The following is an 8057-nucleotide window of genomic DNA, read 5'->3' as shown; positions in this document are numbered from 1 at the left end:
ACTATGATAGTTTAATCATGTCAGGCATTGCTGCCTGACTCAAGTAAATCACTCTCCGATATACTCGGGGCGGTTCAGCCAAGATATTTTTGCATCTAACCATAGGGTAATTGATGAATTATATAAAGGGTCGTTATCTATGCGGTTTTTTATTTTCTCATCTAAGTAAATCTTAGGGTATTCTCGAATAAATAAATCATTAATAATATATGATAGTCCGAGTTCCTGAGATGGGCATTCCAACCTTTTATCATCCATACCAATAATTGATGATAGAAGGGTGTTAGTTAAAAAGTAAGTTTCCGTAGTTGTTCCATATTGACTAGAAAAGTTATCCTCTATTTTTTCAATGAAGCAATAACCATCATCCCTACCTAAAGGAGAGTTCAGTTTAACTTCCAATGCATCGTGAGTAATAATACTTTTAGTGACGAATTTTAGTGTTTGATATTCATGAGGTAGCTTTTTATGCAGTAAAAATGCACTATGAAGCCCAATACCAAACGTACCAGACGGTTGCATCCATAAAGGCATTTCTCTAATATTCTTAAGCTTGCGTATATTTTTGCTCGAACCTCCCATATATTGCATATGGTTTAAATCTTCTAAGCTTATTCCAGTACCTTTATCAATAATACTTAACTTCCATATATTTTCGAATTCGTGTGTAGTTTTTATTAAATCAATGTTTAAATGAATGGGATAGTCTTTAAGTATTGCAATAACATCAGCATGATATGGATTCCCATTCTCAAGTGCCGTTCGTTTGCTAGGATTCTGTTTGGTATCGTTCCATACTCTAATAAACGTAGCGTCTAACGCATTTTGTAGAAGCTCTCTAATTACGTCACCCATACCATGATACAAGTTGTTGCCTTGTAATAACTCGATAACCTTCTTTTCATCCAGTGAGAATTTCATCGGTTTATCGTTAAGTAAAATCTTTTTATCAGTCATCTCGACATCAAGTTTATTAATAGTTGGAAGTAATCCAAAATCACGATGAGGAACGATATTTTTCCATTGTGACATTTGATTTTGAATCTCTTCTTTGATCCAATCAAACCAATTGCGACATTCAATATATGCCATCTCAGTACTACAAATAGCCGTTATGCTGACAGTCTCATTATCTAGCTGAAACTCACGAATCGCTTGATGCTTATGTTTATGCGTTTCACTAAATGAGGGCATATTACCAACTTGCCTTGCCATAACAGGACAAAAACGATTGTCATCAATATCAAATAAATCACCTAAACGTAGTAGACAAGCGACAAAACGAGGATGGCAATTTTCTGTACCCATGCCTGTTTGACGGAAGGGTAATGTTTTCATCACATAATCATCAAAACCAAGTCCATGCGCCCAGCATATTTGACCAAGATAACGATATATACGTTTCGGGAGAAGTTCGGTGCGAGGAGAGCTGATACCAAGTTTCTCAAATGGATCTAAAACTACGGAATTTGAATTTTTAGCATGACCACGGCGATACCATTCTGCAATCATTTGACGATATTTTTCAACGCCTGTATGTGGGTCTGAATGATTAACCAGTGCTTTATTCCAACCATCTTCATGCCACACTTTTGCAAATTCATGTAAGTCTTGCGTATTGTCATTAGCTAGGCTTTCGACGTATTCTTTGAAGTCATCTTCCTCAAAGACTTTTTGGACTTCATCTGCATTGAACAACATACCGATATCATGCCAGTACGCTGCTTCCAAGATTAACCATGTGTCTGTTGCTGTCAGCTTGTCAATATTGCTACCTAGTAGACGCTCGATATTGACAAGTATTTGTTGAGAGTGCGATTCATTATGACTACTAAAGTGTGGGTAATAACTACCCACATTTTCAAGCGACTTACCGACGAGCTTTTCATCAAATTCCCATTGCGACATTAATATTTTAGTATTGCTGTCTTCTGCGGTTTTCTTTTTTAAATGTTTGATTAAGCCTGCGCTCATGGTAAGTCCTTTTTATTATTTCATATTTGGGATTTTTTATTGTACAGACTTACTTTTTACCTTCTTTCTTAGCCTCAGCAATCAACTCATGAATCTTCGCGCTTTCTTTTAGCACACAAGCGTCATATTCAGAAAGCGGCTCGGCTTCCTGCTCTTTTTCTTGCTCCTGCCTCGCTTTTTCTTCTAGATATTTCTGAAGCTCGTCTTGCTCATTTTTCTCATTTTGCTCGTTGTATTGTGAGTTGCTCATGGCTTATGTCTCCTAATATTTTTTATCCATTAATAAAAGTCATCACGACCAGCATACTTCTTATTGAGTGCCTTTAAAATAGCATAAGTTTCTAAATCCAGCTCGCCCGTTGGCTGCTGCGGTCTGAAATGCAATTGAAAGGCATACACGACATTGCGACTGGCTTTATCCCATTCATCGCTGTTATTGATTTGATAACCGTAATCGCGAAACGCTTGCTTAATCTCGGGTATCGTTGCCGCTGCAAACGCGTCGTGATTCATAAAGAATTGCTTATCAAATTCATCATACCAAGCGCCAATCCCGTAATCGAAATGCAGTCGCTCCCAAGGGAATTTCGCCCCGGGATCGATTTTACGCGACGGTGCCATATCCGCATGACCGATGATATTCTTTGCTGGGATATTATATCTTTTTGCCAAATCTTGCACCAGCTGCGCCACTTTTTCAATCTGCAATTCATCAAATTCGACATAGTGCTCATAAGGATGATAGTCGAGCGCGCCGTTTTTTAAGGCATCTCGATATTCAGGCTTAATGCCTGCATTTACGATCTCGATGCCGATAGAGGTATCGTTGAGTATCGTTCTACCGGCAAAACCGCCCGCGCCAGCATGCCAAGCGCGTTCGCCCTCGGGCACTAAGTTATAAATCTTGTCATCGTTATAGTCTAAAATCAGATAGTGAGCGCTCACTTGACCTGTAGTCAATGTGTTGATAGATCTGGCATTATTGCTCACCGTATAATGCAAAATAATGGTTTTAATACGCTCGCTTTTACCAGTGGCTTGGTAAGTCTGGCTATCAATAACGAAGGGTTCAGTATTCGCTATTTGGGTGTTATTAGTGGTCGCGCAGCCAATTAAGGGCAGCGTTAAGACACATGCTAATGCTAAAAAGATATTTTTTGCCATGAAATGCTCTGTATGAATAAGGGTAGGCGATGATGCTTACCTTTATTTTATATTGATAGTAGAGAGATAAGATTGAGATATTTTTAAAGCTTTTTAATCCTTGCGCATTTTCTTCGCCAAAACCGTTTTCCAGCTGTCTTCTAAACACTCAATCGCGAGCCAAGGTTCAATCACCTCGGCATCAAATTTCTCCTTTGAGTTCGATAGCTGCCACAATTTTTCAAGTGTCGCAAAAGGATAGGGACGTTCAATTAAATAAACCGGTAAATCAGCGTTAATCATGCCATCACGTACGACCTGAAAATACCAGCCAGCGATACCTTGTTTAGTCACCCAAGAGGCGATATTGGGCACTTTACTAAATTGCCCGATTTGGTCATTGATTTTGTAGCATGGACGGCGCGGTTGTACGATGCGAAGTTGTACGCTCTCGTTATTATCATTATTGCCATACTTCCCACCATATTGAAAAACATCACCAATACACACCGTCGACTCATCCATTGCGGGCAGACCATTTACCGCTTCAGTCGTTAAGTTTTCACCTAGTATGCCAACGCGTACCTTTAAACCAAACTCAGCGTTAATCTTATCGTAAGTTGCCGTGGCTAGTTGATGTACGGCTTTTAGTGGGCCGCCATGATGACGTCGGTCGGCTTGCTCGTCGGTGGTGAGACCCATAAAATTGACCGCGACAGGCGCTTTGATAGGCGCTTTATCAATCGCGCTCATCTCTTCACGGGCGAATGGCATGGCTTTACCAGCACGGACGCAGACTAGATTGGCGATATGTAGCGGTAAGGGTTGATTGAGATCAGCGCTATTTTTTTGGCTAGAAGACGTTATCGTTTCTATGTTCATCGATTCTAAGCTCATGGATTTTCCTAATCGATAGCGATTTTTTAGGCGAGTGGCTATGTCGTTGCTGGTATTGATGATGAGTATTATCTTAGCCTAATCATCTGTCCAAATGTACGAATTCAGCCGTTTAAAATTTAGCAGTATTTTGAATTTTATTAGCACAGTAAATTTTAAACAAAAAAAGACCAGAATAGCTATCTGGTCTTTTTACTTGTGCGTTTTTCAGTATTAAAAAAGTATCGCAATGGATAATCTTATTTGTTTTTGTTGCGGCGACCAGCGGTTTTCTTTTCACGTGGCACAGCGACCAGCTCAGCCAATTGCTCAGGTGATGACCATAGACCTTCTAAGTCATAAAACTCGCGGGCTTGTGGGGTCATCATATGCACGACAACTGCACCCAAATCAATCAAGGTCCAGTCAGAGTCGATACCGCCTTCGCGACCAAGTGGCATAAAACCCGCTTGCTTAACTTCAGCGCCGACACTGTCTGCCATCGCGCGCACATGGCGCTTAGAAGTACCGTCAGCGATGACGATACGCTCCATCACGTCAGTTAAGCTTTCTACATTCATTACGGTGATATTTTTCGCTTTCATATCGTCTAGCGCGCTTTCGACTACCGCTAAGCATTCTTTTAAGCGTTCGTCAGTCATGGTGTTGGTCATAAAATGTAATCTCTTGAATCGTAAATATTAAAAATAAAATGGTAAATCGTCAATTTGCATAAAGTTGTATGGCCGAGCTGACCCAATATGAGCAGTGACGTATCTAGGCAAGGCATACAAAATGACAATAATATGATGATTTTAACGGAATTGAGCAGCAGAATATAGCTGATGGGCAATAATATATTGATAAACAGCAGGATTTAGCCATTTAGCGAATGAATTGGGTGCAGTATCGCCTATGATATCATTTATTGATTGTAAAGATGCGATTTGCGTTTCAGCAGCTTGGTTTATATTTAGAGATTGAGGCGTTTGCGGTCGTTGTTGATAAAGTTGTCGTTGCAGTTGCTGACGTATTTGCGTGCTCGATATCGCTGCCACAGGGCGCGGGTCTATATAGATGCGACCTTGGTTAAGGTTTTTCAAGATAGGACTGTCTGTTAAATGTTCGCTAGGCGCTATAATAAGTTCTGTAGCTGAAGCCGTGATTAAAGATTGTAGCGGTGCAGGAAGTTGAGATTTTAACTGGGTAGGAGAGTTGGTTGCAGGGAGATTTTGATTAAATTCAGAAGTTTCTTCACGATTAAACACCCATAAATTGACATAATCTGTGAGGCGTAAACCGTCGTTCCATTTGTCCAAACTGCGCGCGCTATCCATCCCCATGATAAATATCAAACTGTCATTTGGATAGCAGTCGCGTAATGTCTGTACGCTATCGATGGTATAGACGGGCGGCGCTTGCCATAGCTCAAGCTCGTTAATTTGTAGTGGTGTCTCTTGCGTTGCCAGCTTTAACATCGCCAATCGATGTTCAGGATTGGTGCTGTCTTCTTTGAAGGGTGAGCGCGCATTGGGCAATAATGACACCTGTAACTCGCGCTTTTGCTGCGCCGCTATCGGTAATAAATGCTGATAAACATACATCGCCAGTTGTAAATGACCGTTATGCACAGGATCAAAGGAGCCGCCCAAATAGGCACGAATGGCTGGGGTAGTCGTTGTAGGGTGCTTATTAATAGTATTTGGCATAAATTAGTGAATAAAAAGCTGATAAAAAGGCGGTTATGGTTAATTTATTTTAAATGGACTATAACATGCGATTATTCATTTATCGCGCTTATCGATTTTATTATGCCTAACTATAGCGGTTAAGCGCCAATAAAAAACCGACCATCATTTTGATAGTCGGTTAAATATAGAATGATTACTTATAAATTTTAACGTAGTTAAATTGCATCGCTATCGGCTTGGATGGCAGTTAGAGCGATGGTATAAATAATGTCATCGACCAAAGCTCCGCGCGATAAGTCATTAACGGGTTTATTTAAGCCTTGCAGCATCGGTCCAACACTGACCACATTGGCGCTACGTTGTACCGCTTTATATGTGGTATTACCCGTATTGAGGTCAGGGAAGATAAAGACATTGGCTTGTCCTGCAACCAGTGAGTCAGGCGCTTTTTGTTTACCGACGCTCATGACCGAAGCGGCATCATATTGCAGTGGTCCATCAACAGCAAGATGCGGCGCACGCTGGCGGACGATTTCAGTGGCACGGATGACTTTTTCGACATCAGCGCCCGTACCTGATGAGCCAGTTGAGTAGCTAATCATCGCCACTTTTGGATTGATACCAAAGGCAGCGGCAGACTGTGCCGATTGAATAGCGATTTCAGCGAGCTCTTCAGCATTTGGATTTGGGTTGATGGCGCAGTCACCATAGACCACCACTTGCTCAGGCAACAGCATAAAGAATACTGACGATACAAGCGAGTACTGCGGTGCAGTTTTAATCAACTGAAAGGCTGGGCGTACGGTATTCGCCGTGGTATGTATCGCCCCAGAAACGAGACCGTCAACTTCATTCATCTCTAGCATGGTCGTACCCAAATAAACCGTGTCTTTTAGGTATTCAGCAGCCACTTCGGCATTGGTTTTACCTTTACGGCGCTCCACCACAGCAGCGATATACTTAGCCATATCAAGGGTGTCAGGATCGATAATCTCAAGCCCTTCTGGCAAAACCAAATCACGGTTTTTAGCGACTTGTTCGACGTCGCTGCGTTTCGCTAGCAATACACAGTTAGCGATACCGCGACTTTGACAAATACAAGCAGCTTCGACCGTACGTGGTTCAGAGCCTTCTGGTAAGACGATACGTTTTTTGGCACTTTGTGCTTTTTTGACCACCTGATGACGGAATGCAGAAGGTGATAAACGCGTCTCATATTCTTGACTGAAATATTCTTTAATCCAGTTAAGGTCTAAATACGCGGCAACATAACTCGCCACTTCTTCGGCGCGCTCGGTATCATCGCTTGGAATCTCAGCGCTCATATGGACAAGACTTTGTACGGTCTCATAACTGTCACTCTCGACACTCATGACCGGAATGCCAGTTTTCAGGGCCGACTGCCAAAGCTCAGCCACCGTTGGGCTTGGTACTACGCCGCCGGTTAACACCAGTCCTGCTAATGGGATGCCGTTAATGCAGGCAAGTCCCGCTGCCAATAATAAATCATCGCGGTCGCCCGGTACGACGATAAGTGTGCCACGTTTAAAGACTTCATCGACCCGCGCAATCGAGCGCGCCGTCAGACTGATACGGTTGATACGGCGTGATTTTGCTTCGCCAACATTTAACCATGTAGCATCAAGCTCAGCGGCGATATCCCACGTACGCGGTACCGAAAGTGAATCGCTAAATGGTACCACGCCGATTAAGCGGAACTGCTCAGTATTAAAATGCGGTGATAGGCGCTGCACTTCTTGTATAAAACCTTGGTCTAAATGAACGACGGCTTCACCCGGGGCGACCATTTGATTTTCAATAGTAGTTTGAACATTTGGCAAATCATGCATACGCATCAAAATACAGCCGAGCGTACGATCACTGGCCATACCACCAAATTCACGGGCATGGACGTCAAGCTTGTCGGCTAAATATGCAGGTTTGCTGCTATCTGCGGTGCTGACAAAGATAATTTTGGCGTCTAGCGCATTGGCAATCGCGCGGTTGATTTGCGACGCATAAGAAGTCTCGGTCGTCGATACTAAGCCTTCGCAAATGACCACATCATAGTCATCACCAAGGGTATGATAATTGACGACCACTTCTTCCATCAAGTCATCAAGATTGTCATCACCAAGCATACGCTCAACGCGTTGACGGCTGATAGACTTGGGCGGATTAAGACCAAAAGCATGCATAGCTAGGGCGCTTGAGCTGTCTAGACTGTTTTGTTTATCTAGCGTGTCGTCTTGCAAAAACGGCTTCATAAAGCCCGCTTTGATACCGTTATAATCAAAAGCACGAATCAAACCTAACGCCGCTGACGTCACACCGATACCGCGGCTGATAGGCACAAGTAAAAAAGTTTGCATA

The 8057-nt window shown here is 42.4% G+C and carries 7 protein-coding genes; all 7 read right to left on the bottom strand.

Annotation, left to right across the window (positions count from 1 at the left end; translation table 11 throughout):
* Window positions 1–48: 48 nt before the first annotated feature.
* Window positions 49–1974, bottom strand: coding sequence for a histidine kinase (locus JMX13_RS07975; RefSeq protein ID WP_201611964.1), 1926 nt, complete (start codon window positions 1972–1974; stop codon window positions 49–51).
* A 49-nt stretch (window positions 1975–2023) separates the two neighbouring features.
* A complete protein-coding gene (locus JMX13_RS07970) occupies window positions 2024–2224 on the bottom strand; it encodes a hypothetical protein (RefSeq protein ID WP_201611962.1) in 201 nt (66 codons plus the stop codon).
* Between the two features lie 29 nt (window positions 2225–2253).
* The gene (locus tag JMX13_RS07965) at window positions 2254–3138 is read right to left on the bottom strand and encodes an N-acetylmuramoyl-L-alanine amidase (protein WP_201611959.1); all 885 of its coding nucleotides are present in this window, start codon (window positions 3136–3138) and stop codon (window positions 2254–2256) included.
* A gap of 93 nt (window positions 3139–3231) precedes the next feature.
* Window positions 3232–3999, bottom strand: coding sequence for an MOSC domain-containing protein (locus tag JMX13_RS07960; RefSeq protein WP_413786310.1), 768 nt, complete (start codon window positions 3997–3999; stop codon window positions 3232–3234).
* Between the two features lie 254 nt (window positions 4000–4253).
* Window positions 4254–4667 carry a ribosome silencing factor gene (rsfS, locus tag JMX13_RS07955; RefSeq protein ID WP_201611955.1) on the bottom strand — a complete coding sequence of 138 codons (414 nt, stop codon included), beginning with the start codon at window positions 4665–4667 and terminating at the stop codon, window positions 4254–4256.
* Window positions 4668–4808: 141 nt separating this feature from the next.
* Entirely contained in the window at window positions 4809–5702 is an 894-nt protein-coding gene (gene nadD / locus JMX13_RS07950) for a nicotinate (nicotinamide) nucleotide adenylyltransferase (RefSeq protein WP_201611946.1), read from the bottom strand.
* 197 nt (window positions 5703–5899) lie between these two features.
* A complete protein-coding gene (gene pta / locus JMX13_RS07945; RefSeq protein ID WP_201611944.1) occupies window positions 5900–8056 on the bottom strand; it encodes a phosphate acetyltransferase in 2157 nt (718 codons plus the stop codon).
* Window position 8057 lies beyond the last annotated feature (1 nt).

This window comes from Psychrobacter immobilis (assembly GCF_904846285.1).
In the GTDB taxonomy this organism is placed as follows: Bacteria; Pseudomonadota; Gammaproteobacteria; order Pseudomonadales; family Moraxellaceae; genus Psychrobacter; species Psychrobacter immobilis_D.
Note: the sequence above shows the minus strand (reverse complement) of the source record. Positions and strands in the feature narration are given on the sequence as shown.